A 22388-nucleotide genomic window follows, 5' to 3' on the forward strand; every position below is an offset into this window, starting at 1 on the left:
TACCATCTAAATATCGTTTCACCGCTTGGATTTTTTCTTTTGAAGAAAATTTAGCCATAAAAAATGCACCTCCAATTGTTAGACTGTGTCTAACAATTGGGGTGCACTTCAGGAATAGGGGGCTTTTCTTACTTTTTATAAATATTTATTCCAATTATATTATCAGATGAGTCTAAACGAATATAAACGTCAGCTGATAAAAGGTGTGCATTATATATTCTTTGTTTATATGTTGATATCTCGAAGCGTTTTCCATTTAATTCACATTCTAGAATAATCATATCGCCATGTTCTTTCCAATTTATTAATTTAGCAGTTGTATTCATATAAACCTCCTCTGAATCATTTTATGAAAATTAGTAGAGATAGTGTGAGAAAGGAGTTTATATAACAAAAAAAGACACCTTAAGTGTCTTCTTTGATTACTATAAAAGTCGTTGAATGAAATAGGTTTCTATTTTTATTTGCGTGAAAAGCCTTCTTCATCAAGGTATTCCGCAGCTTCTGGATAAGAGTTGAATGTACCGTCTAAGTTTACACCAGCGTACACGTTCCACATGTCATCCTCTGAAATAAGAGTAAGAATATGACCATCTTCGTTCTGCCATTCTTCTTCTTTCGCAGGTTCTACAGGTGCTACTACTTCTTCTTGTGATAGAAGGTCAATTGATTTCTCAATTACTGAACGTAACTCCTCTGCTGAAAACTCACGGATGTTAACCATGCCTTTATCATCTGTTTTATAACCTTTAATACCGCTTGCATATACAAATCCATTTCCATTTGGGTGTAAATGAAATACAACGTTCTTTTTATCTAAACGACTTTCTTCAAAGTGGAAGTTTACACGTTTTAATGATACGTTCTTTCTTTCTAGTTCTGGGAAAGATTCAATAATCGATAATTTTTCTTCAAAAGTTAGCATAGTGCCTCCAAGTATATAGTAAAAGATTTAATTTGTTCATTATAGCATAGTTGCAATTGTTTCCAAAGATAAGGGGAAAACTTTTCGTTGAATACGTTTACGTCACGAGAATGTAAAAAGTGAGCTAACGAATGTATCTTTTTAGGTGTACAATGGAACATGGACTTTATACAAAGGTGGTTTTTTTATGTTTCAAAAAATAGCAAAGGAATGTTTAGCAGGATTTACTGTTGCGATTGTTGCGTTACCACTTGCGATTGCATTTGGTATTGCCGCGACAGGAACGTCTGAGGGAGCGCTTGTTGGATTGTATGGTGCGATTTTTGCAGGTTTATTCGCAGCGTTATTTGGCGGGACACCTGGGCAAGTAACAGGGCCAACTGGACCAATTACCGTTATTGCAACAGGAGTTATTGCGACGCACGGGTTAGAGGCAAGTTTTATTGCCTTTATGATGGCAGGGTTATTTCAAATTTTATTCGGTGTATGTAAGCTCGGTTCTTACGTTCGATATATTCCGTATCCTGTCGTTTCAGGATTTATGAATGGTATTGCATTAATCATTATTTTAGGCGAAATAAAGCACGTACAAAATAGTTTTTTACTTGTTGTGTTAACGATTATTGTAATGATTGTTTCTGGCAAATGGATTAAGGCGATTCCGTCTAGTTTAGTAGCACTAGTCGGTGTGACAGCTTTGCTTCCTTTATTTTCTTCTCTACTCGAAGGACTTACAGTAAAGTTACCGATTATCGGAAATCTTTCACTAAATAAAGTAATTGAAAAGATTGGAACCATTCCAGAAGCGATACCTACGCTTCATATTCCATCTTTAAGTGGAACAGGAATAGCAGCACTTATTTTACCAGCGCTTAGTATTGCTTTATTAGGATCGATTGACTCGTTGTTAACATCGGTCGTAATGGATAATGTGACAGGTACACGTCATAAAAGTAATAAAGAGCTCGTTGGACAAGGTATCGGTAATATGATGAGCGGATTGTTTGGCGGATTAGCAGGTGCAGGTGCGACTGTAAGGTCTATCGTGAATATAAGAAGTGGCGGTAAAACGGCACTTTCGGCATGTATGCATAGTGTTATCTTATTTATTTTTATTATGGGTCTTGGTTCGGTCGTACAATATATTCCACTTGCTGTATTATCAGGTATTTTAATTTTAACTGGTATTGGAATGTTCGATTGGGGAAGCATGAAAAAGATGCATGTCGCTCCTAAAGGTGATGTCGTTGTTATGCTCGTAACGATGATTGTAACGGTGAAGTTCGATTTAATGATTGCTGTTGCCTTCGGTATTATTCTTTCGTTCATCATATATATGGTGAAATGTAAAGAACGTAAAACTTCTATCGTAAAAGAAAAAGAAGAAACGTACACAATTCAAGGGCCGCTCTCTTTCCTATCAGTAGATCGTATTTTCTCTACTTTACAAGATGTGAAGTCACCGGTTGTTTTACGTATGAAAGATGTGCGTTATATGGATGTATCAGGAGCTATGGCATTATTAAATTTTGTTGAGCAATCAAATAAAGTAGGAGCAAGTGTAAAGCTTGAGCAAGTACATCCGAGTATTGAAAAAACAATCGCAGTAATGGCAAGCGATGAACAGAAAGAGCAATTGAAAATTTTAAGTGTTTAGATAGTAATTAGAATATCTCACAATTTTACATAAATTATAATGTAGAGTTGTGGGATGTTTTTATAATGTTTTTAGTAATATGTATCGCAGTGACAGAGAGGAAGGGCTCTTTTGGCGTAACAGAAACGCTTATAGTGTGTACATATATAATGGAAGGAATTAGAAAAATATTGTGAAGAGACAGGCTTAAATGGGTTCGCTTTTCTATTTTGAAAAAAAAACCAAGTATTCAACCTATAATAAATTTGTTATGATAACCAATGGGATAAAATGAATCCCTATCGCTTAAAACAATATGTTTGAGAGTATATGTATAAAAGAAAAGAGAAAAAATATGAATAAAACATTTGTAAAAGGAGCAGCAATTTTAACCATTACAACTTTTTTGTCAAAATTGCTTGGTAGTTTTTTTCAAATTCCATTACAAAATATTGCAGGAGATGAAGTGCTCGGTATTTTTCGCCTTGTTTTTCCTGTATATATGATTGCTCTTACATTATCGGTAGCCGGAGTTCCACTTGCAATTTCGAAACTAATTGCAGAGTTGAACGAAAAAAATAAGCAAAAGGAAATTGCGAAATTATTTAAATCAGCGTCAATTATTGGGATAGCATTTGGCGTTTTCGGCTGTTTAGTCATTGTATTATTTTCTATTGAAATTGCGAATATGCTCGGTGGACAAGAAACTAGAATGCCGTTGCTTATTACTTCATTAGCATTACTCATTGCGCCATACATGGCGGTGTATAGAGGGTATTTTCAAGGTTTCGGTGATATGAAACCAACAGGGGTATCACAGGTCATTGAGCAATTTGTACGTGTGTTTTTTATGTTAATAATTGCTTACATACTAGTATCATGGGATAAGAGTAATACTGTTATTACTAGTGGGGCGATGGTTGGCTCTTTTCTTGGAGTCATTAGTTCGCTTATATATTTGCGTATAAAATATAATAGAAGTCCATACTACAATAAAAGCAATTCCTATTCGCTCCGAGATTTAAGAGAAAACGGCAAAAAGATATTGCGGGTATCGATCCCAATCGCTATCGGAGCTTTATCAATGCCACTTTTAAATTTAGTAGACTCGCTTACAATACCGCATGTATTACAAGGATCATCAACAGAAATTCAAGAACAATTTGGAATATACAGTCGCGGTTTTGCATTCACACAAATAATTGTTATTTTTGCAAGTGCAATTGTATTTCCGTTAATACCACTCTTAACTTCCGCATTGGCCAAAAGAGATATAAATTTGGCGAAAATAACAATTCAAAATACAAATCGACTAGCGCATGTTTTGACAGCACCGTTAACAATATGGTTGATGGCATTAACCGTACCGTTAAATGTCGGATTGTTCACAGACGTAAAAGGCAGTAGTATGTTAACAGTTATGATTGGCAGTTCGTATTTTACTGCGGTTATGGTATTATCAATAGGTGTTTTACAGGGCATTAACCGTTCTGCACAAGCTGCATGGATTGTTATTGGTGCGAGTTGTGTGAAAGTCATGCTAAACATGATGTTCGTGCAGAAGTTTGGCATAGATGGAGCGGCGTATAGTACATTAATTACTTACGTATTGATTTGTATTGTAAATCATTTGTATATTCGAAGCTATATTGCCTATTCTATTCATTTAAAAAGCTTTTTCGGTGTGCTAGCAATAGCATGTATTTTGGGACTAGGATTGTATGAATTATGTAATGTGATAGATGTTACATCTTCAAGAATTATGACGTTATTATTCAGTGGTATAGCATTAAGTATTACAACCATTTTGTATGGTGTATGTGCTTTGAAATTAAAATGGATATCAATAAACAAAATGCCATTTTTGAAAAGATAAATATAGAAATTTAATTTTTTATTATAATTCATATGAGCTGATAAAGAGGAAACTATGTAGGGTATCAAGTGTTTAGGTAAGGAATGGGTACCAGTTTATGTTAGATGAAATAAACGGTTACCTAGTTTTGGAGGAGATTTAGGGTGCGTTTAGTCTTATCAGGATATTATGGTTTTTATAATGTTGGAGACGAGGCGATTCTACAATCAATTATTGAATCGTTAAGTAAAGAGAACCCGGATATAGAACTAGTAGTACTATCAAATGATTCTAAATATACAAAGGAAATGTATGGTGTAGAATCGGTAGATCGCTGGGATATAAAAGCTGTTTATCATGCGATAAAAAACAGTGATGGAGTTATTAGTGGTGGCGGGAGCCTTCTTCAAGATCAGACAAGTACGAAGAGTATTCTATATTATACGGGTATTATGGGACTCGCTCGATTATTAAAAAAGCCGTATTACATTTATTCACAAGGAATAGGTCCAATTACAAAAGGATATAATCGTTTATTAGTAAAATGGAACTTGTCAAAAGCTTCCTATGTATCAGTTCGAGATGAGGATTCGTTTTTATATTTAAAAGAACTTGGCATAAAAAACGATATTGAAATTGTTCCAGACCCTGTTTTAACATGGAAACGGACAAAACAATCGGATTGGTTGCAAAAGCATTCGATACATGGAAAAGTAATTGCGGTTAGTGTGCGTTATTGGAATGCAAAAGAAGATTATATAAAAAAATTAGCTGCGGCATTAAAAAAATTAAAGCAAGAAGGATACCAAATTCTATTTGTTCCAATGCATGAGCCATTTGATCAAAAAGCTTCGCGTGAAGTAGTAGACTTAATGGGAGAAGAGACGTATATGCTTCCATATAAAATGGATATCGACGAGAAAATATTCATTTTATCACAATGTTCATTACTAATTGGTATGCGTCTTCATGCACTAGTTTTTTCTGCTGTAGCCAAAACTCCAATGGTCGGGATTTCATACGATCCGAAAATTGATTCGTTTTTAAGTCAAGTGAATCAGCCAGTTATAGGAAGTGTGGATGGCGAATGGAGTGCTGAGTATTTATATGAAATTGCGAAAAAGCAATTAATGCAACAAGGAACTGTGCAGCAAGAGTTACAATTGACAATAGATGAGCTTCGGTTGCAAGGCAAACAGGCAACAAAGAAACTCATTGATCATATGGAAAAAGGCACTTTATTAAAAAAGTAAAGTGTCTTTTATTTTGTTTTGAATTTAACGAAAATTCTAATTACAAAAACGTTTTATTTTAATTCCTATTTATTATGCTAAAATGATTGCGATTATTATATAATCAAATTTGTGATAATAAATTCGTAGATTACGAGGAGGGTAAACTTGAAGACTTTTTCAAAAGGTATAACAGCAGTGGCATTAACGGGATCATTACTTTTAACTCCTATTTCAAGTTATGCGGCAAATGATGATATTACAGGACATATGTTTGAGACGAATATGCGCTCACTTATTACTAAAGGAGTTTTAATGGGGTATGGAGACAATGTATATGCGCCTGATAAATTAGTAACAAGAGCAGAGTTTGCTACATTCATAGCAAGGGCTTTAAATTTACCGAAAGCTGATTCGAATTTCGAGGATGTGCCGAAGACTTACGGTTTATATGATGGTGTAAGTAGAGCATATGGAGCGAAAATTATTAATGGTCGTACGAACGAGACATTCTCACCAAATGATGTAATTACACGTGAAGAAATGTCGATAATGGTAAAGCGAGCGTTAGACTATAAAAATATTAAAGTAGCTGTAAGTCCGCTTACCTTTACTGATAAAGATAGTATTAACTATAAAGAGCATGTGCAAGTTATGGTGGCTACTCAAATTATTAAAGGGTATCCAGAAGATAATACATTTAGACCACATTTATCAGCTACAAGAGGGATGGCTTCAGCTATGTTGGATCGCATGCTTCAGACGATTGAAAAAAACGGAAATAGCAATCCTGTAGAAACTAAGAAATATGTTGTGACAAATGTAAGAGAAAACGGAACAGAGCAAGAAGTAGAGCGCTATAATACGTATAAAGAAGCGGTTACGGCTGCTCAAAATAAAGGTATGAATGCGGTAAAATACGAGAACGAATTTTTATGGATTAAAGATGGTTTTGCAAGTGCGAAAAGAATAACTGGGCAAAACATCATTAATATTTATGATGAGAATTTGTCAACAGTATATACGTATATTCAGTATGGAACAGAATTGAAAGTGTTAGAAGTTGGCGAAGATCGTGTGAAAGTTCAACTTTCTGGTTTGACAGGTTATGTGAAGAAGAATGAAATCACTTTAATTCCTACAAATGAAATGAAACAGTCGTCTTATTATGTGAAATCAGATGGATATTTATACCATAAATATTATACATATAATACAAGTTCACCTGGATATACAGAATTTAGATATGGTGTGGCACCTTCTTTCATGAAGCAAGGACAGCAAATGTATAGTGTAGATGGAAAGACATTTGGAGACGAAACTTTCTATCAATATTTCAATTATTTATCATTACGTTCGAAAACAGATTATACAGCTGAACAACTAGATAGTTATGTGAAATCGATTAAGCCAGACTCTCCATTAATTGGTTTAGGAAAGAAATTTAAAGAAGTAGAAAGCAAGTATAATGTAAATGCATTATTCTTATATTCATTAGCAATTCATGAAAGTTATTATGGAACAAGCGCTCTTGCAAAAGACAAAAATAATTTATTTGGTTTAAAAGCAACAGACGATAGTCCGTATGGTAACGGAGAAGCATTCAATTCAAAAGAAGATTGTATTGAACATGCAGCAAAATTATACATGAATGAAGGATATTTAAATCCAGGACATTGGCGTTATACAGCAACATATACAGGTGATAAAGCTGCTGGTTTAAATGCGAAATATGCATCTGATGCGAACTGGGGTAAAAAAGTAGCGGGGCATATGAACCGTTTTGATTCTTATTTAGGTAAAAAAGAATACAACAAGTACAAACTTGCACGTGTGATGAATAACGTGGAAGTGAAAAAGAATCCTAGTATATCAAATGAGCGACTGTATCGTTTAAATACAAATGTAGTTGTCACAGTTACTGGTGAAGAGATAATAAATGGAAAAGCGTGGGTTAAAGTTATTTCAGATAATCCTACTGTAACAGAAGCGTATATTGCAAAAGAAAGTTTAGAATACGTAAAACATTAATTAAATAAAAAAGAAGGTGCTACTAATATTTCGTAGCACCTTCTTTTTATTCAATTTCAAAATCAACAATGATATAAGCGAGTATAACAACGAAGAAAATACTAACGGCTGGTGCTGTTAATACGTGGCCAGACATAAAGCCAATGCCAAGTGATAGAACGAGTGTGCTCGCTAATAGCATATACTTTACTTTCATGATTTTCTTAAAGTTTGTGATCATGCGGATAAATAATTTAATACCAAAGTATAGAAGAGGTATTAAGTAAATAAGGAAACCGACAATTCCAAAGGCGAAAAATAGGTCATGGAAGTCCATTTCAATTAATTTAATTTTATCTGTGTAGTTACCAGCGTAACCCATTCCGAATAGTTTTTGTGAAAGCGGTGCGTCTTTATAGTATTGTTTGTATGTTTTTAAGAATTTGTCGCGATCACTGTAAATTAAACTTTTTACTTCAGAATCTGTAAGTTCACCTTTTGCATGTTTTTTTGCATCTTCTGGATCTGCTTTAATTACTTTTCCTTCTTTTCGATCTTTCTCTTCTTGTACTGATTTTTTGTATTCGTATATTTGCATGTGAATGCCCATATTTTTTGCGATAGGAGTATGCGGTGTAAGAGCAATTAAACCTCCTAGTATAACTGCGACAACAACGGTATTTACAATATGTGTGAATCCTTTTCCTTCTTTTTTACGATTTATCATATATTCAATGAATGAGAAGAAAAGTGCTACGCCTAATGTAATAACAATTGCGCCATATCCGACTTTCGTTCCGACCATAATACTTGCATACATCGCAAGTATTGTTGGAATCCAGTAATATATTTTCGAGAAAGAAGTTGTTTTATGAATCGAATATAAGACAATGATTGGGAACATAATGGCGAAAAGAGAACTTAAATCATTTCCAGCGAAGAACCAACCTCTTGAACCGATTTTTGAGTGAGGATAGCTTGGGAAATCCGTTCCAGTTTGCATTGCGACAATCATTGTAATGCTTAAAATTAAAGTTGCATATAAGAAATATGTAATGATTTTATGGAATACATACTCTTTATTTTTTAGCTCTTTAAAGGCGATAATATATCCAAAGAGTAGCACAATTGGATATACGCTCTTTAAGATGAATTTAACTTCTTCTCCAAATGAAACTGGAGATTTAACCATCATATTATTTACAAGACCGATTGCGAGTGCGATTCCGAGTAAGCATAAATAGAGGATGTACTTTTTCGCATCTTGTTGTTTGTGATGAAGAAGTAGGTACCCTAATGCAAGAAGCATAAAGGCGAAACGGACTACAACTCCAACTGTTGCGCTCATGTGTAGTATATAGATTGAAAAAGATGTTAATAAATCTAAAATTGGTTGAAACACAATGAATAGCAATAGGAAATGTGGGAAGTAGTTATCCGTTTGTTTCAACTTATTAACCATATGTTCCTCCAGTTCTTCATTCCTTTATTACAACACCCAAAAGATGGGTATAAAGCCTTTTTTACATAGTAAGGCGAATGAATTTCAATATTTGTTTTTTTATCAAACTTAAGAATACACCATTTCATTGTAATGGTAAATAGATGAAAAGCATGGATAAACCGACTTTAATTTCTATATTTTTCAACGGAATTGTATGTTTTATACGGTAAATGTACAAATTGCGAGATTATTAGACAGAAAATTGAGAAAAAAGAAGGATTTTTCAGTGGTTTTCTATAATTATATAAGTATAATCTTTATGGAGAAAAGAGGGGTATGTAATGGAAGTAACGAGTAAAACAGAATCTGTTATTGTGAAATATGAAGGTAACGTTGCAACGGTTATGGTCAATCGCCCAGAGGTGTTAAATGCGTTAGATGAGCCGACATTAAAAGAGTTATTACAAAAGTTGAAAGAAGTAGCGGAAAGTTCTGCGCATATCGTTGTGTTATGCGGGAACGGCCGTGGTTTTTCTGCGGGTGGGGATATTAAATCGATGCTTTCAAGTAATGATGAAAGTAAGTTTGATGGCATTATGAATACCATTTCTGAAGTTGTCGTGACATTATATACGATGCCAAAGCTTGTTATTAGTGCAATTCATGGACCGACTGCAGGTCTTGGGTTAAGTATTGCGTTAACAGCTGATTATGTAATGGCGGATATATCATCTGTTATTGCAATGAACTTTATTGGAATCGCTTTAATTCCAGATGGAGGCGGTCATTTCTTCCTTCAAAAGCGTGTCGGTGAAAATATGACGAAGCAAATTATTTGGGAAGGTAAGAAGTTATCAGCGACAGAAGCGCTTGATATCGGCTTAATTGATGAAGTAATCGGCGAAGATTTCCAAACGGCTGTGAAACAAAAAATTAATGAATGGTCACAAAAACCGATTAAAGCAATGATTCAAACGAAGCAAATTTTATGTGAAGTAAATCGCTCTAATTTAGAGCAAACATTGCAATTAGAGAAGCGTGGTCAATATGCAATGAGACAAACAGCGGATCATAAAGAAGGAATTGCTGCGTTTTTAGAGAAACGTTTACCAGCATTTAAAGGGGAATAAAGTTTGTCCATTCCTCACTGATTATTAGCTCGTTAATTCGGGATAAAGGGGAGAAAGTGCTAACACATTTTAGTATAATTGTGTTAGCACTTTTTTTAAGGAGTAATACATGAAGAAAATGATCGGTGTTATTACTATTATTTTGCTTACATATTCTGCTTTGCATAGTACACCATCTTTGGCAGTTCGGACTGCGTTGTTTTTTGAGGGACATCCAAGTGTTGCATTTTCTGACGGGGTGACGAAAGAAAAAGATGTGAAAAAAGAAGCGATTCCAGATGAGTATCAAACTCTATATGGTAAGGACGAAGACTTAGGGCACTATTTCTTTCCACATGTAAGAGCACATGGATCAGGAATTGATATGTTAAGTGCGTGCGTGAAGAAAAAATGGTTTTTCTATAAAGCAGAGCTCGGATGTTATTAAATATAGGAGAATGAATGATGTCAGCATATAACAAGTTAGTAAGAGATCGTGTTCCAGAGAAGATTTTAATGTCTGGAAAAACGTATACAGCACAAAAATTAACAGGGCAAGCATACATACAGGCTTTAGCGAAAATTGGAACGGAAGAAATTCGTGAATTTGCTTCTATGAAAGAACGCGAACATGCGCTAGATTCTCTTGCGGATGCGCTAGAAGTTATCATTTCATTAGCACGTGCAGAAGGTGCATCGATTGAAGATGTAGAACGCCTTCGTAAGCAAAAAGAGATAGAGCGCGGTGGATTTGAAAGAGGTATTTATTTATTAGACGTTTCAGAAGAATAGTTTTATAGGAAAAGCATAGCGTTACTGAGTAACGCTATGCTTTCTTGTTGCAATGAAGCTAATAATGAAGAAGATAGCTGTTAATATCCAGCCGATTGTAATAGAAGTAGTTGTATGAATGGCATAAGAGATTTGTAAACAAAATAATGATGCTAAAAACCAAATGAGTGCAATGTGTATATATTTTTTTGATATATTCATATTTTATAACTCCTTTTATATACTAAAAAGAATTTTACTACAATTTAGAAAATTAAGCTATATAAGTAGAGGTTTTCTGGTGAATTTTGTATACTGAATAGTAGAGAAAAAGAGGAGGAAACGACAATGGCACATCATGCGAAAGAAACGATGGAACTGATTAAGGAGCTTGTCTCTATTCCAAGTCCATCTGGAAATACAGCAAAAATTATTAATTTCATTGAAAACTATGTCAGTGAGTGGAACGTAGAAACGAAACGTAATAATAAGGGAGCTCTTATTTTAACGGTAAAAGGGAAAAATGATGCACAGCACCGCTTATTAACGGCACACGTTGATACGTTAGGTGCGATGGTAAAAGAAATTAAGCCTGACGGTCGCCTGAGTCTTTCTATGATTGGTGGATTTCGCTGGAACTCCGTAGAAGGGGAATATTGCGAAATTGAAACATCAAGTGGCAAGACGTATACAGGAACAATTTTAATGCATCAAACATCTGTACATGTATATAAAGATGCAGGTGAAGCAAAACGCGATGAGAAAAATATTGAAGTTCGTATTGATGAGCGCGTATTTTCAGCTGATGAAGTACGCGAATTAGGAATTGAAGTAGGAGACTTCGTTTCATTTGATCCGCGCGTTCAAATTACAGAGAGTGGATACATAAAATCACGTCATTTAGATGACAAAGTAAGTGTTGCAATTTTATTAAAATTAATTAAAAGATTACAAGATGAAAACATAACATTACCATATACGACGCATTTCTTAATTTCTAATAATGAAGAGATTGGATACGGTGGTAACTCTAACATTCCAGAAGAAACTGTTGAATACTTAGCAGTTGATATGGGAGCGTTAGGTGATGGACAAGCATCTGATGAATATACAGTATCTATTTGTGCAAAAGACTCTAGCGGCCCGTATCATTATGCACTGCGCAAACATTTAGTAGAGCTTGCGAAAACGAATCATATTGAATATAAAGTAGATATTTATCCGTACTACGCATCTGATGCATCAGCTGCGATTCGCGCGGGATTTGATGTGAAACATGCGTTAATTGGAGCGGGTATTGATTCTTCTCACGCATTTGAACGTACACATGAAAGTTCTATTGCGCATACAGAAGCATTAGTGTATGCATATGTAATGTCTAATTTAATTGAAGAATAATTTCATAGATAATAGAGAGCTGATTAAAGATATTATTTTTAATCAGCTTTTTATTTGGCAAAGCGATTAGGAGACATGTCCTAATCGCTTTTTTATCCCGCTATTTGCCGGGCAGTAAGACTCCTACCTCAAAATTCAGCGAAAGCAAAAAAGTTAGATGGGGGCGGGCTGCCTGTAAAAGCCCGATTGGTGAGGGCTGATTAAAGTTTTTATATACATTCATTATAAGTTATATATATGCGATTTTTGTTATACGGCCGGAAACGTATTTACTATAGATATATAATGTTATACACTATGAAAGGGATTAATTAATAGTTAATATTTTTTAGTTAGCTTGATTAAAAAAATTGTATGAATATGAAGTTTTGAGAGGAGATTTATTTTTCATGAAGTACAAAGCAATAGCCGCAGGTTTATTAGCAGCAAATTTACTAGCACATCCAATTAGTAGTTTAGCAGAAACGAAGAAATTTCCTGATGTTTCAGATAGTGCGTGGTCAAAAGACGCAATTTATTATTTAGTAGAGAGAAATGTAATTAACGGTATGCCAGATGGTAACTTTATGCCATACGGAAATTTAACACGTGCTCAGGCAGCAAAGATTATCGCAACAGCAATTGGTGCTAAAATAGATCCAAATGCAAAGCCGTCTTATAATGATGCAAAAAATAGTTGGGCAGCTTCATTTATTGCAGCCATGGAAAAAGAGAATATTATTAAAGGGCGAGAACCAGGAGTATTTGATCCTGAAGGAAAAGTAACTCGTGCTGAAATGGCAGCTATGCTTGTAAGAGCATATAATCTGAAAAGCAAAGTAACAGGACCAGTTCCTACAAAATTTGCTGATTTAGAGAATCATTGGGGTAAAGAAGAAGTTAATATTTTAGTAGAATTAAAACTTTCATTAGGTACAGAGGATGGCTGGAAACCGAATGATTCTATTACGCGTGAACAAGCAGCTCAACTTACTGCGCAAACAGATAAATTTAGCAAGAATAGTGATCGTCCAGTAGAAACAAAGAAAATGTACATAGATAGAAAATTCATTACATATCACGCACCATCATTAAGTTCTGGGATTAGTGCAAATCAGCATAATCCACAAATGGTTGAAATTAAAGAAGAACGAGATGGATGGATCAAAATTGCAACAAGTAAAGGTGATAAATGGACACCTTTAGTAGAGAAAACAGAAGTTATTAATGAAGGATTCACTACTTATGCAGAAGCTTCTTCTTCTTCAAAAGTAATGGGAACACATAACGCACAACAAGTAACTGTTATTGAAGAGAACGGCAGCTGGATTCGTATCCGCATGGGCGCTGGTTTCCAATGGGTTAATAAAAATCAATTAAATCCAGTGAAGCAAGGTAACTTCTTAGAAGGAAAAGCGATTATCATTGATCCAGGTCATGGTGGAGCGGATTCAGGTAATCCAGGTTATTATGAGAAAGAAAGTGAAACTGTATTAGATGTATCACTACGATTACAGAAAATATTTGAGAAAAAGACACCATTTACTGTGTTATTCACTCGTACAGATGATACACGTCCAGGAACAAGTGCTTCTGATTCTTTAAAGAAACGTGTAGAATTTGCACAAAAAAATAATGGGGATATTTTTGTAAGTATTCATGGTAATGGCACGGAAGAGAAAAATGGACAAGGTACAGAAACGTTCTACTATGAATCAGCGACAGCAAGAGGAACAAATCCTAACGTATCAGAAAGTCGTTTACTAGCAGAAAAAATTCAAGAGCGTCTTGTAGATGCACTGGGAACAAAAGATCGTGGTGTGAAAAAAGGCGATTTATACGTAATTAGAGAAAATACAATGCCAGCTGTATTAGCAGAATTAGCATTTGTAGATAATAAAAGTGATGCAGATAAAATAGCTACACCAGCGCAGAGACAAAGTGCAGCGGAAGCTATTTATCAAGGTATTTTAGATTACTATGAAGAAATGGGTAACAACGTGTCTTCTTTCCGTTAATAAATAATAAGAGATTGCCATTGGCAGTCTCTTTTATTTATTAACGTTTCTCTTTATTTCCGGCATATGATATCATTTAATTTTATATACAAAAGAAAAGTATTTGAGTAATTGTAATCATAACAATTTTAAACGATAGAGGATGATAATAGATTGAATAATCATAGTAAAACACCTGCCTGTATATATACGTATGCATTTCGTGAGGAGGAGCGTGCTTTATGTTACTTGGAAATGCGCTCGTTCTTTGGAATGGAGTCCCACGTTAATATTTTAAAAAGTGATGTCAAAATTGACCCGAGTAGAAGTGCGTTTATTAAAGAGCGAATTGAAGTTATGTATGAAGGGGACGACTTAGAAAGCATTTTAAAACAAGTGGAACAAATTGATTTGGCGGGAGCGACGTTCAAAGTCATCTTCGTTAAAATTAATGACCTTGTTGGAGAGAATAAAATTGAATATGGAGAAAGACGTCTTATTGAAAGAGACCTCGGCATGCATATTGAAGGAGAAGCGGATGTTCGTAATCCAGAGCGTGTATTCGGGATTGTTCCTCTTGGAGGACGCTGGTACTTCGGGCACTATGTAGAAAGCGAACCAGTTTGGTATCATCACATAAAAAAACCGCATAGTTATTCGACATCTCTTAGCACACGTGTTGCGAGATCAGTTGCAAATATCGCTGTACCAAATCCAGAGGGAGTACGAGCAATTGACCCGTGCTGCGGTATTGGAACAGTAGTAGTAGAAGCACTTTCTATGGGGATTAACATCGTTGGTAGAGATATAAATCCACTTGTAGTTCTTGGAACGAGAAAAAACATCGCACATTTCGGATTTGAAGGAACAGTAACAAAAGGGCCGATCGAGGAAATTACTGAGAACTACGACGTTGCCATTATCGATATGCCGTACGACTTATTTACGCATGCCACACCAGAAGATCAACTATCAATTCTCTCAAGTGCACGCCGCATCGCGAAAAAAGTAGTCGTTGTCACGATGGAAACAATGGACGACATGATCCATGAAGCAGGATTCGAAATTACAGATCGCTGTATTACAAGAAAAGGATCATTTACTAGACAGATTCTTGTTTGTGAATAAGAAAGAAAGGTCACCCGTTTGGGTGACCTTTTTTGTTTGTATTGATGTGTAATTGGTTGGTGGTTTAGGTAGATGAATTAGCGAAATTTGTCGGTAAGTCGATATTGCATGTCGAATCGCCGATATATTGTGTTGAATCGCTGATATATTCCGAGAATCGCCGATATCGTTACATTAGAATATTACTGTTCCTTTAATTTCTCTTGTTGTGCGATTAATAAATTGCGTAATATGTGTCCGCGGTAACTTTCTAGTTTTCGTCCTTCATGATAGCGTACGCCTAATTTTTTTAGTTCAGCTACGTACCAGCCCTTTGTTCCGTAATACATTGGATCACTTCCTTTTTGCTTTTGAACAGTATATGTTGGGGGTGGGAGTAACTTTCCAGTGAAAATAATAAGACTGGTTGTATCAAGGGACTCCATAACATAGCCTCTGGACAGTGTATAAAAAAATAGACAGTAATGTATGCTTTTTTAAACAATGTATACAAATTTATATCCTATGCGTTGGCATGATATTTGCAATAAAAAGAGTATCAACATATAGGGGAGAGATAGAAATGAAGGTTAGTAAAGTGTACACAACAATTGATGCTCACGTAGCTGGGGAACCGCTTCGAATTATTACAGGCGGCGTGCCGGAAATAAAAGGAGACACGCAGCTGGAAAGACGCGCGTACTGCATGGAACATTTGGATCATCTTCGCGAAGTTCTTATGTATGAACCGAGAGGACATCACGGCATGTACGGTTGTATCATTACTCCGCCTGCGAGTGCTCACGCTGATTTTGGCGTATTATTTATGCACAACGAAGGATGGAGTACGATGTGTGGTCATGGCATTATTGCTGTTATTACAGTCGGAATTGAAACAGGCATGTTTGAAGTAAAGGGGGAAAAACAAAAGTTCATTATTGATAGCCCAGCTGGGGAAGTCATTGCGTATGCAACATATAACGGGAGTGAAGTAGAATCTGTATCATTTGAAAATGTTCCTTCATTTGTATACAAAAAAGACGTTCCTATTAAAATAGATGACTATGAATTTCAAGTAGATATCGCGTTTGGCGGAGCTTTTTATGCGGTAGTAGACTGTAAAGAATTTGGTTTGAAAGTTGATTTCAAGGATTTATCTGCTATTCAAGCGTGGGGCGGTAAAATTAAGCACTACATCGAGAGCAAAATGGAAGTGAAGCATCCACTTGAAGAAGGATTAAAAGGGATATACGGCGTTATTTTCTCAGATGAACCGAAAGGAGAAGACGCAACTTTACGAAATGTAACAATCTTTGCTGATGGGCAAGTAGATCGTTCTCCTTGCGGTACAGGAACTTCCGCAAGAATCGCAACTCTTTTTGGAAAAGATGCTTTACAAAAGGGAGAAATTTTCGTCCATGAATGCATTACTGACGGGAAATTCGAGGGGGAAGTATTGTCGGTAACCGCAGTAGATACATATGAAGCTGTCGTTCCAAAAGTAACGGGGCATGCCTTTATTACAGGATTTCATCAGTTCGTTGTAGACCCGAGAGATGATTTGAACCGTGGATTTTTGTTAGGATAGAAGGAGGGGGTGGAAAGATATGCTAGTCATAAGCGCGAACGAACAAAGAAACTTAGTAAATATGAATGAAGTTATTGAATACGCGGCGCTTGCTTTAAAAGAATTTTCCGCAGAAAGAACGATTACACCAATAAGGGGCTCATTACCATTTGCGAACGAGCGAAATACGGCATTAATTATGCCTTCAGTAGCGGAAGGGCTTGAGGCACTTGGCTTAAAAGTAGTAACGGTAGTCCCGCAAAATAAACAGATAGGAAAGAAAACGATCAACGGGATTGTGATGCTATCAGACTTTCAAACGGGAGAACCGCTCGCACTTTTAGAAGGATCGTACTTAACGATGATTCGAACAGGCGCCTTATCAGGAGTAGCGACAAAATATTTAGCTCGTCATAACGCAAAAACTTTATGCATTATCGGCACGGGTGAACAAGCGAAAGGAATTGCTGAAGCAATATTTGCGGTTAGGGATATCGAAAAAGTCATCTTATACAATCGCACAGAAGAAAAGGCGTATGCATTTGCGGAATATATACAAGAGAGATTCAACAAACCTGCATATGTTCACACAAATGCGAATGAAGCAATAAGCGAAGCAGACATCATCGTCACAACTACGAATGCATCCACACCAGTCTTCTCAGAAACACTACAAAAAGGCGTCCACGTAAACGCCGTCGGCTCATTCAGACCGAGCATGCAAGAACTACCCTCACATGCCATCGCGGGAGCAAACAAAGTAGTAGTTGAATCAAAAGAAGCAGCACTAGACGAAACAGGAGACCTTCAAGTTCCGATAAAAGAAGGTCTATTCAAAGCAAACGCCATTCACGCTGAACTTGGTCAAATTATAAGCAAAGAAAAAGCTGGACGCGAAAATAATGAAGAGATTACTATTTTCAAATCAGTTGGTTTGGCGGTAGTGGATATTATCGTTGCGAAGTATTTGTATGAGAAAGCGGTGGAGCAAGGAGTAGGGAATAAGATTGAGTTTTGAGACTGCCTTTTGGTGGTCTTTTTTGTTGATGTGGGTGTGCTAGTATTTATAATTGAATCCTTTTAATATTATGTTGCAATGTATGAATTCTGTGCGGACATCAAATCATTCATTCAATTGGTATATGAAAAAATTTGCCCCTCTAATTATTAGAGGGGCAAATTTTTACCATTCTCGCCATTCTTCTGTTATATCTTCCTCGGATTCTAAGCCAGCTATTCGTGCTGCTGTATCGATAAATTCATAGAGATCTTCTCTTTCCATTGTTTCAATAAAATAGTCATGTTCGTCATTTAATTCATTTATGTTAAGAACAACCTCTTTAACAACATGCATTATTTCAATTTCAGTTGGATTTTTTCCCAATTGCTCTAAATTATTTATGTAAGTATCAAGAATTTTATTTGTTGCACTTATATTTTCTTCAGTGAAAAACTCTCCATCTTCATCATTCTCAATCCATTGGGTTGTTGGTTTGTTTTTTTTCAATTCATCAAATGTCATGATAACCTCCTAAATGTGTTTTTTGTCTTTAATCCCATTCTACATTTTCGGTCATATATAACAATCATTTTAGAGTTTTTTTGTAGGCTACTAGTTTTTTAACTCATTTTACGAGGTAACTTATTCGTGGTCTTCTTTTTTAATCCTCCTTATAAATATATTTTATGGCAAGAATGTATTAGTAGATTTCAAACTTTCCACATTTACAAAAAAGTTTGACTTTACATACAGGTAGTGGTAATTTAAAACTTATAAGAAAACTCGGGATTAATTCCGAGTTTTCTTATGGGTATAACTAGTTTGAGGGGGCCAAAAGATGAAACGGAAATTATTTGCATTACCATTTGTTCTAATACTACTTATTGCATTAGCGGCTTGTTCTGGGGAAAAAGATTCTTCGAAGCAAGCGGGCACTAGTAAATCAGGGACTCCGAAAGATGGAGGAACGTTAACGATTGGTGTTAGCGATAATCCAGATACGATGAATCCGCTTTATGCGAATGATCGTGTGTCATTAACTGTGCAGCAAGCTTTATATGCGCCGCTGTATCATATGGAAGACGGTAAGAAAAAGTTTGTTCTTGCTGAGAGCTTTACGCCTTCAGAAGATCAATTAACGTGGACATTGAAATTAAAAGATAATTTGAAATGGCATGATGGTAAGAAAATTACATCAGACGATATAGCATTTACATTCCAATCTATTTTGGATGAGAAGCAAAATAGCTCAAGTCGTGAAAACTTTATTTTTAAAGGAAAGCCGCTTGAGGTGAAAAAGGTAGATGAGTTAACAACTCAATTCGTTTTACCACAAGTAAGCGCATCTTTCGAAGGTGTGATGAATGATTTCTTCCCAATTCCGAAACATGTATTTGAAGGGGAAGCAGATTTAGCGAAGAGTAAGAAAAACTTACAACCTGTAGGGTCAGGTCCGTTTAAGTTTAAAGAATATAAATCAGATGAGTACGTTGCATTAGATCGATTCGATGATTATGTAGGTGGAAAAGCTAAATTAGACTCTATCGTATATCGCGTTGTAAAAGACCGTAATACAGCAAATGTTTCACTGCAAAATGGTCAAATCAACATGAAAATGATTGAGCCGCAAGACTTTAAAAAACTAGATAGTACTGGGAACTTCTCAATGGTGACATTCCCTGAAGGTAGATTATTCTACTTATCTTATAACATGAATACAGATTTGATGAAGAAAAAAGAAGTGCGCCAAGCAATTGCGCATGCGTTAGATAAAAAAGAAATGATTAACTCAGCATTCGTTTCGGGTGAATTTGCAGAACCAGCAAATTCAATCTTAACGCCAGACGCTATGTATTATGCGAAAGATATTAAAGACTATAAGTATGATAAAAAAGAAGCGAAAGATTTATTAGCAAAAGCTGGCGTGAAAGATAAAGAAAAAGTACGTGTGATGTATGTAACGAATAATAAAATCATGGAAAGCTTAGCGCTTTATACACAACAAAAATTAAAAGAAGTTGGCTTAGAAGTTGAACTAAATGCATTAGATGCTAGTGCGGCAAGTGAAAAAGGCTTAGATAAAGAGAATAAAGAATATGACATTACATTTGGTGGTTACATAATGGGACCTGAGCCAGATTCATATAAGAGCTTATTCTTAAGCAATGCTGAATACAACTATGCACGTTATAAAAACGCTGATTTCGATAAGTTATGGGAAGAAGCTGCAGTTGAAACAGATAAAACAAAACGTGCAGAGCTATACCATAAAATTCAAGAAACAGCTAGAGAAGACGTACCTTATCTACCAATCGCATATCCGAAAGCAGTTATTGCAGTAGATAAAAAGTTTGATGGATTAAAAGAAGCAAAAGCAATTCCTGTCACAATGTTTGAAGATCTATCTAAGATTTATGAAGTGAAATAAGAAACTGTAAAGAAGCTGGTGGAAATCAGCTTCTTTATCAAGTTAAAGCCTAATTGATGTAGGCTAATGAAAGTTTCACTTTACCTTGAGGGGGGAAGTTTGTGTATAAAGTAATTGGGAAGAGGCTTTTAAATGCAATTCCGCTTTTATTTGTTATTTCTATTATTTCTTTTCTATTAATAAAACTAGCACCGGGCGATCCGGTTCGAAACTTTGTCACGCCGAATATGAGTCCAATTGATGTTGAGCGTATTCGCACAAGTTTAGGGCTAGATCAACCAATTTATATGCAGTATATTTTATGGTTAAAAAATATTTTAACAGGGAACTTTGGTTATTCACTTCAAAACCATCGTCCTGTTCTAGATCTTATTGTAGAAAGGTTACCTGCGACAATCGGCTTAATGGGATCGTCTTTACTCGTCTCATTTGTAATCGCAATCCCACTTGGACTATTTACAGGTGTGAAAAAGAATTCATTCTTTGACCGCATTGTAAACTTTATTTCATACGTTGGTATTTCTATGCCGGTTTTCTGGTTTGCACTACTATTAGTCTACTTATTCTCTTTAAAATTGGACCTACTTCCGAGTATGGGTATGCGCACCGTAGGTAAAGATTCTGTTTGGGATATTGTGCAACACGGCATTTTACCTTGCATGGTGCTAGCGTTCCAAAACGTATCTGTTTATATGAGATATATTCGTTCAAGTACGATTCAGCAATTAGAAGAAGAATATGTACAAATTCAATATGCGTACGGCGCTTCAAAGAAAACGGTGTTATTTAATCACGTACTTCGAAATGTATTAATACCGATCATTACAATTTTCGGATTATCGATTCCAAGTTTAGTAGGCGGAGCATTTATTACGGAAACAGTATTTTCATGGCCGGGTCTTGGTTCACTTGGGGTAAATGCTATTTTTAGATTTGATTATCCGATTATCATGGCAATTACATTACTATCATCATTCATGTTAATTCTCGGTAACTTAATTGCTGATATTTTATATGGCGTAGTAGATCCGCGCATTCGAATGAGGGGGTGATTTGGAATGAATAATAGGAGATTTCAAACGATAAAAAGTAGTTTTACGAAAAATAAGTTTGTACTAATGGGAGTTATAATACTTGCGATTTTAACGGTCGCATCAATTTTCGCATTCGTATCGCCGTACGATCCTAGCAAAATGTCGATTCCAGATCGCTTACAAGAACCGAGTATGAGTCATCCTTTCGGAACGGATGATTACGGAAGGGATTACTTAACGAGAGCGTTATATGGCGGACGAGTTTCGCTTGCGGTCGGTTTCCTTGCGATGGTTGTTTCTATTACAATCGGTACTGCAGTTGGAACAATTAGCGGGTATTTTGGCGGAAAGTTAGACAACTTTTTAATGAGAGTTGTTGAAGTGCTTATGTCAATTCCATCATTCTTTTTAATGCTACTATTAAATGCGTATTTAAAACCAGGAATTACGACGTTAGTTCTTATTATCGGATTACTAACATGGATGGACACCGCCCGTATTGTAAGGGCAGAAACGTTATCTGTAAAAGAGCGTGAGTACGTTTTATACGCAAAAGTATCAGGACAAAAATCACTTATGATTATTGTAAGACATATCATTCCTAACATTTTATCAACCATTATTATCGCTGCGACATTAACAATTGCGACATCGATTTTAATGGAATCATCACTTAGTTTCTTAGGATTAGGTATTAGAGAACCAGATTCTTCTTGGGGCAGCATGCTAAACAATGCGCAAGGATATATTGGTGAAGCTTGGTATTTAACACTCTTCCCAGGATTCCTTATCCTTTTAACGGTACTTAGTTTTAACGTAATTGGTGAAGCATTGAAGAAAGCTTTCGCACCAAAAGGAGCCGGACATGAAAACTAAAGTGTTAAGTGAAAGGAGTG

The 22388-nt window shown here is 35.7% G+C and carries 21 protein-coding genes; 15 read left to right on the forward strand and 6 right to left on the reverse strand.

Translation table 11 applies throughout. The features are described from left to right. Nucleotides 1-128: 128 nt before the first annotated feature. Together ACS2CR_RS26710 and ACS2CR_RS26715 are read right to left on the reverse strand one after the other, a co-directional pair. Nucleotides 129-326, reverse strand: a complete 198-nt coding sequence (locus ACS2CR_RS26710) for a hypothetical protein (protein WP_001098258.1) — start codon at nt 324-326, stop codon at nt 129-131. A gap of 134 nt (nt 327-460) precedes the next feature. Beyond that, nucleotides 461-925: a hypothetical protein gene (locus ACS2CR_RS26715; RefSeq protein WP_000954998.1), complete on the reverse strand. Its 465-nt coding sequence runs from the start codon at nt 923-925 to the stop codon at nt 461-463. A gap of 187 nt (nt 926-1112) precedes the next feature. Between ACS2CR_RS26715 and ACS2CR_RS26720 the strand changes: the two genes are divergently transcribed. From ACS2CR_RS26720 to ACS2CR_RS26735, 4 genes are all read left to right on the forward strand, one after another. After that, entirely contained in the window at nt 1113-2582 is a 1470-nt protein-coding gene (locus ACS2CR_RS26720) for a SulP family inorganic anion transporter (protein WP_000486650.1), read from the forward strand. Between the two features lie 334 nt (nt 2583-2916). After that, nucleotides 2917-4437: a putative polysaccharide biosynthesis protein gene (locus ACS2CR_RS26725; protein ID WP_016109310.1), complete on the forward strand. Its 1521-nt coding sequence runs from the start codon at nt 2917-2919 to the stop codon at nt 4435-4437. A gap of 143 nt (nt 4438-4580) precedes the next feature. Next, nucleotides 4581-5669 (forward strand): polysaccharide pyruvyl transferase CsaB, encoded by a 1089-nt coding sequence (gene csaB, locus ACS2CR_RS26730; protein WP_001241591.1) that lies wholly within the window; start codon nt 4581-4583, stop codon nt 5667-5669. 147 nt (nt 5670-5816) lie between these two features. Further along, entirely contained in the window at nt 5817-7679 is a 1863-nt protein-coding gene (locus tag ACS2CR_RS26735; RefSeq protein WP_000847506.1) for an S-layer homology domain-containing protein, read from the forward strand. A 46-nt stretch (nt 7680-7725) separates the two neighbouring features. Here the strand turns inward: ACS2CR_RS26735 and ACS2CR_RS26740 are convergent, their stop codons facing one another. Next, a complete protein-coding gene (locus ACS2CR_RS26740) occupies nt 7726-9120 on the reverse strand; it encodes an O-antigen ligase family protein (RefSeq protein WP_000247535.1) in 1395 nt (464 codons plus the stop codon). Between the two features lie 323 nt (nt 9121-9443). On the opposite strand from ACS2CR_RS26740, the gene ACS2CR_RS26745 reads away from it, so the two are divergent. The 3 genes from ACS2CR_RS26745 to ACS2CR_RS26755 all read left to right on the forward strand — a co-directional run bounded on the left by ACS2CR_RS26745 (nt 9444) and on the right by ACS2CR_RS26755 (nt 11003). Beyond that, nucleotides 9444-10232 (forward strand): enoyl-CoA hydratase, encoded by a 789-nt coding sequence (locus tag ACS2CR_RS26745; RefSeq protein WP_000454179.1) that lies wholly within the window; start codon nt 9444-9446, stop codon nt 10230-10232. Between the two features lie 109 nt (nt 10233-10341). Beyond that, a complete protein-coding gene (locus ACS2CR_RS26750; protein ID WP_016109311.1) occupies nt 10342-10659 on the forward strand; it encodes a hypothetical protein in 318 nt (105 codons plus the stop codon). A gap of 17 nt (nt 10660-10676) precedes the next feature. Then, nucleotides 10677-11003 (forward strand): nucleoside triphosphate pyrophosphohydrolase, encoded by a 327-nt coding sequence (locus ACS2CR_RS26755; protein WP_001277350.1) that lies wholly within the window; start codon nt 10677-10679, stop codon nt 11001-11003. A gap of 21 nt (nt 11004-11024) precedes the next feature. On the opposite strand, the gene ACS2CR_RS26760 is transcribed toward ACS2CR_RS26755, so the two are convergent. Next, nucleotides 11025-11204 (reverse strand): hypothetical protein, encoded by a 180-nt coding sequence (locus ACS2CR_RS26760; RefSeq protein ID WP_001027085.1) that lies wholly within the window; start codon nt 11202-11204, stop codon nt 11025-11027. Between the two features lie 126 nt (nt 11205-11330). Between ACS2CR_RS26760 and ACS2CR_RS26765 the strand changes: the two genes are divergently transcribed. The 3 genes from ACS2CR_RS26765 to ACS2CR_RS26775 all read left to right on the forward strand — a co-directional run bounded on the left by ACS2CR_RS26765 (nt 11331) and on the right by ACS2CR_RS26775 (nt 15484). Then, nucleotides 11331-12380 (forward strand): M42 family metallopeptidase, encoded by a 1050-nt coding sequence (locus tag ACS2CR_RS26765; protein ID WP_000930026.1) that lies wholly within the window; start codon nt 11331-11333, stop codon nt 12378-12380. Nucleotides 12381-12769: 389 nt separating this feature from the next. Next, nucleotides 12770-14377 carry an N-acetylmuramoyl-L-alanine amidase gene (locus ACS2CR_RS26770; protein ID WP_000875323.1) on the forward strand — a complete coding sequence of 536 codons (1608 nt, stop codon included), beginning with the start codon at nt 12770-12772 and terminating at the stop codon, nt 14375-14377. A 153-nt stretch (nt 14378-14530) separates the two neighbouring features. Then, nucleotides 14531-15484, forward strand: a complete 954-nt coding sequence (locus ACS2CR_RS26775) for a TRM11 family SAM-dependent methyltransferase (protein ID WP_001059308.1) — start codon at nt 14531-14533, stop codon at nt 15482-15484. 182 nt (nt 15485-15666) lie between these two features. On the opposite strand, the gene ACS2CR_RS26780 is transcribed toward ACS2CR_RS26775, so the two are convergent. Further along, nucleotides 15667-15909, reverse strand: a complete 243-nt coding sequence (locus ACS2CR_RS26780) for a YflJ family protein (RefSeq protein ID WP_098877754.1) — start codon at nt 15907-15909, stop codon at nt 15667-15669. 137 nt (nt 15910-16046) lie between these two features. Between ACS2CR_RS26780 and ACS2CR_RS26785 the strand changes: the two genes are divergently transcribed. Together ACS2CR_RS26785 and ACS2CR_RS26790 are read left to right on the forward strand one after the other, a co-directional pair. Beyond that, nucleotides 16047-17051, forward strand: a complete 1005-nt coding sequence (locus ACS2CR_RS26785; RefSeq protein ID WP_118414119.1) for a proline racemase family protein — start codon at nt 16047-16049, stop codon at nt 17049-17051. A gap of 19 nt (nt 17052-17070) precedes the next feature. Continuing rightward, complete coding sequence (locus ACS2CR_RS26790; RefSeq protein WP_053512536.1) at nt 17071-18048, forward strand: ornithine cyclodeaminase family protein; 978 nt, start codon at nt 17071-17073, stop codon at nt 18046-18048. 165 nt (nt 18049-18213) lie between these two features. On the opposite strand, the gene ACS2CR_RS26795 is transcribed toward ACS2CR_RS26790, so the two are convergent. Beyond that, nucleotides 18214-18552: a hypothetical protein gene (locus ACS2CR_RS26795; RefSeq protein WP_053512535.1), complete on the reverse strand. Its 339-nt coding sequence runs from the start codon at nt 18550-18552 to the stop codon at nt 18214-18216. A 316-nt stretch (nt 18553-18868) separates the two neighbouring features. Between ACS2CR_RS26795 and ACS2CR_RS26800 the strand changes: the two genes are divergently transcribed. The 3 genes from ACS2CR_RS26800 to ACS2CR_RS26810 all read left to right on the forward strand — a co-directional run bounded on the left by ACS2CR_RS26800 (nt 18869) and on the right by ACS2CR_RS26810 (nt 22368). After that, nucleotides 18869-20458, forward strand: coding sequence for an ABC transporter substrate-binding protein (locus ACS2CR_RS26800; RefSeq protein WP_000823579.1), 1590 nt, complete (start codon nt 18869-18871; stop codon nt 20456-20458). A 101-nt stretch (nt 20459-20559) separates the two neighbouring features. Beyond that, a complete protein-coding gene (locus ACS2CR_RS26805; protein ID WP_053512534.1) occupies nt 20560-21510 on the forward strand; it encodes an ABC transporter permease in 951 nt (316 codons plus the stop codon). Between the two features lie 6 nt (nt 21511-21516). Further along, a complete protein-coding gene (locus tag ACS2CR_RS26810) occupies nt 21517-22368 on the forward strand; it encodes an ABC transporter permease (protein WP_001065302.1) in 852 nt (283 codons plus the stop codon). Nucleotides 22369-22388 lie beyond the last annotated feature (20 nt).

The sequence above is a fragment of the Bacillus cereus group sp. BceL291 genome, assembly GCF_051776705.1.
Classification (GTDB): domain Bacteria; phylum Bacillota; class Bacilli; order Bacillales; family Bacillaceae_G; genus Bacillus_A; species Bacillus_A cereus.

Excerpts from the sequence above, each read along its gene's own strand:
- ACS2CR_RS26710 (WP_001098258.1), bottom strand. The coding sequence starts at position 326 with ATGAATACAACTGCTAAATTAATAAATTGGAAAGAACATGGCGATATG.
- ACS2CR_RS26715 (WP_000954998.1), bottom strand. The coding sequence starts at position 925 with ATGCTAACTTTTGAAGAAAAATTATCGATTATTGAATCTTTCCCAGAA.
- ACS2CR_RS26720 (WP_000486650.1), top strand. The coding sequence starts at position 1,113 with ATGTTTCAAAAAATAGCAAAGGAATGTTTAGCAGGATTTACTGTTGCG.
- ACS2CR_RS26725 (WP_016109310.1), top strand. The coding sequence starts at position 2,917 with ATGAATAAAACATTTGTAAAAGGAGCAGCAATTTTAACCATTACAACT.
- ACS2CR_RS26740 (WP_000247535.1), bottom strand. The coding sequence starts at position 9,120 with ATGGTTAATAAGTTGAAACAAACGGATAACTACTTCCCACATTTCCTA.
- ACS2CR_RS26745 (WP_000454179.1), top strand. The coding sequence starts at position 9,444 with ATGGAAGTAACGAGTAAAACAGAATCTGTTATTGTGAAATATGAAGGT.
- ACS2CR_RS26750 (WP_016109311.1), top strand. The coding sequence starts at position 10,342 with ATGAAGAAAATGATCGGTGTTATTACTATTATTTTGCTTACATATTCT.
- ACS2CR_RS26755 (WP_001277350.1), top strand. The coding sequence starts at position 10,677 with ATGTCAGCATATAACAAGTTAGTAAGAGATCGTGTTCCAGAGAAGATT.
- ACS2CR_RS26760 (WP_001027085.1), bottom strand. The coding sequence starts at position 11,204 with ATGAATATATCAAAAAAATATATACACATTGCACTCATTTGGTTTTTA.
- ACS2CR_RS26765 (WP_000930026.1), top strand. The coding sequence starts at position 11,331 with ATGGCACATCATGCGAAAGAAACGATGGAACTGATTAAGGAGCTTGTC.
- ACS2CR_RS26770 (WP_000875323.1), top strand. The coding sequence starts at position 12,770 with ATGAAGTACAAAGCAATAGCCGCAGGTTTATTAGCAGCAAATTTACTA.
- ACS2CR_RS26780 (WP_098877754.1), bottom strand. The coding sequence starts at position 15,909 with ATGGAGTCCCTTGATACAACCAGTCTTATTATTTTCACTGGAAAGTTA.
- ACS2CR_RS26785 (WP_118414119.1), top strand. The coding sequence starts at position 16,047 with ATGAAGGTTAGTAAAGTGTACACAACAATTGATGCTCACGTAGCTGGG.
- ACS2CR_RS26790 (WP_053512536.1), top strand. The coding sequence starts at position 17,071 with ATGCTAGTCATAAGCGCGAACGAACAAAGAAACTTAGTAAATATGAAT.
- ACS2CR_RS26795 (WP_053512535.1), bottom strand. The coding sequence starts at position 18,552 with ATGACATTTGATGAATTGAAAAAAAACAAACCAACAACCCAATGGATT.
- ACS2CR_RS26800 (WP_000823579.1), top strand. The coding sequence starts at position 18,869 with ATGAAACGGAAATTATTTGCATTACCATTTGTTCTAATACTACTTATT.
- ACS2CR_RS26810 (WP_001065302.1), top strand. The coding sequence starts at position 21,517 with ATGAATAATAGGAGATTTCAAACGATAAAAAGTAGTTTTACGAAAAAT.